3 protein-coding genes and 1 pseudogene are annotated in these 1,587 nt (G+C 49.5%); all 4 read right to left on the bottom strand.

The window, feature by feature from the left end:
- A partial coding sequence (locus tag G1ANC_RS03325; RefSeq protein WP_164998007.1) for a vitamin K epoxide reductase family protein occupies positions 1-537 on the bottom strand: 537 nt, incomplete at its 3' end.
- The gene (locus tag G1ANC_RS03330) at positions 530-787 is read right to left on the bottom strand and encodes a hypothetical protein (RefSeq protein ID WP_129693592.1); all 258 of its coding nucleotides are present in this window, start codon (positions 785-787) and stop codon (positions 530-532) included. The genes G1ANC_RS03330 and G1ANC_RS03325, both read right to left, overlap by 8 nt.
- Positions 787-1,239 carry a transcriptional regulator NrdR gene (gene nrdR, locus G1ANC_RS03335; protein ID WP_129693593.1) on the bottom strand — a complete coding sequence of 151 codons (453 nt, stop codon included), beginning with the start codon at positions 1,237-1,239 and terminating at the stop codon, positions 787-789. Before nrdR ends, G1ANC_RS03330 begins: the two co-directional genes overlap by 1 nt.
- Positions 1,240-1,587 (bottom strand): annotated as a pseudogene (locus tag G1ANC_RS03340) (cell division protein FtsZ); the annotation flags it as partial.

Consider the following 1,587-nt stretch of genomic DNA (forward strand, 5'->3'; position numbering starts at 1 on the left):
CGTATCGTAACCCTGATCAACAAATCGGCGCAACCCGCGGTGTTCAATAATTTTGTTCAAAATATTGTGCCTGGTTAGTCCATAAAAAATCAGCAGCATACCCGCGTCCAGCGTCAAACACCACGGGCACAACGCGCCAATCTCAACATAACTCATATAAAACATCCAACCAGCAAACAGCAAGCCCGCCACCGCGCCAAGCTGCGCGCCCCACATAAACCACTTCGGAAACTTCGCACCCGCTAGCAACGCCACCGCAATTGTCACCATCACCGGCAGCGTCATCACGCCGATAAAACTATTAGGAAAACCCAGTAGTGCCGCTGACCAATGGTTCGCCACCGCCGAGCAGCTCATCGCCGCATTCAAATCGCAGTTCAGTACGGCATGCGAATTTTTAGCAAGCGTCAGCGATTCAATTGATAATACAAACGAAGCCAACAAGCCCAAGCCGCTGCCAACCAGCATCAATAGCGCTGCCAATTGCCGGCGCTTTGGTTCTTTGCCTGACAGCCGCTTGCGCAACTTCTCAAACATAAAAACTTACCTCGCTAATCGTTGGCAGCGGCAGCCCGCGCCACATATTTTGCATCTGGCTATCAGCACTCAGCGCGATAATCGTCGGATACTCAACGATATCGTACGTCCGGCAAAAATCACTGCCCTCAGCCGAATCTGGGTCAATTTCCTCAATCGTGTGCCCTGTCTGCCGATTAAAGTCATGTAAAAAATCTATAACTCGGCGCGCGTAATCGCTTTCCGCCCGATACACTACGACTACCCGCATTATTCCTGCCCTTTCTGGCGGCGCTGCTCTAATATTTTGACGAAATCATCCAACGTCTTGAACTTTTGAAATACGCTGGCAAAGCGTACATATGCGACTTCGTTACGTTTTGCTAGCTCGTCAAGTACAAACTCGCCAATCAAACGAGATTCAATTTCGCTCTCACCCAAGCTATGCGCGCGATCTTCCACGGCATCGATTATTTCCTCCAGTTCAACTTCCGATTTGAAGAACTTACCAACTGAACGGCGGATAGAATTTGCTAACTTTGCCCGCTCAAACAATTCGCGAGCTCCACTAGATTTAATAACTGCCAAATTCGGACGTTCGATTCGCTCATACGTCGTAAAACGCTTGCCATCGGGGGTTTCTCGGCGGCGGCGAATCGTAATACCGTCAGCCGATTCTCTCGACTCTAGTACGCGACTGTTGCCGATTTTAATCCCTTTCATTTAGTCCTCGTCGTTATGCTTATTTTTTCGGCGACGCCGCAAAAAGGCTGGCGTATCATCTTCGTCATCCTCTTCAACCGAACCACCCCATATATCTGCCGTATCCTCGCTAGCAAATTGTGCTGCTGCCGACTGATGCGATAAGTCCATATCGATGTCATCGACAGCTTCGCTAATTGATTGCGCTTGAACAGCCGGCGCTTGTTCTACTGGCGCCGTCAATTCCTCTGCCTGCTGCTGGTAGTATGCATTATCAAAGCCGGTCGCGATCACGGTGATAATTAACTCGTCTTCTAATTCTGGCTTCAAGGTGGCACCGAATATAATATTAGCATCTGGGCTAACAGC

The sequence above is a fragment of the Candidatus Nanosynsacchari sp. TM7_ANC_38.39_G1_1 genome (genome assembly GCF_004138385.1).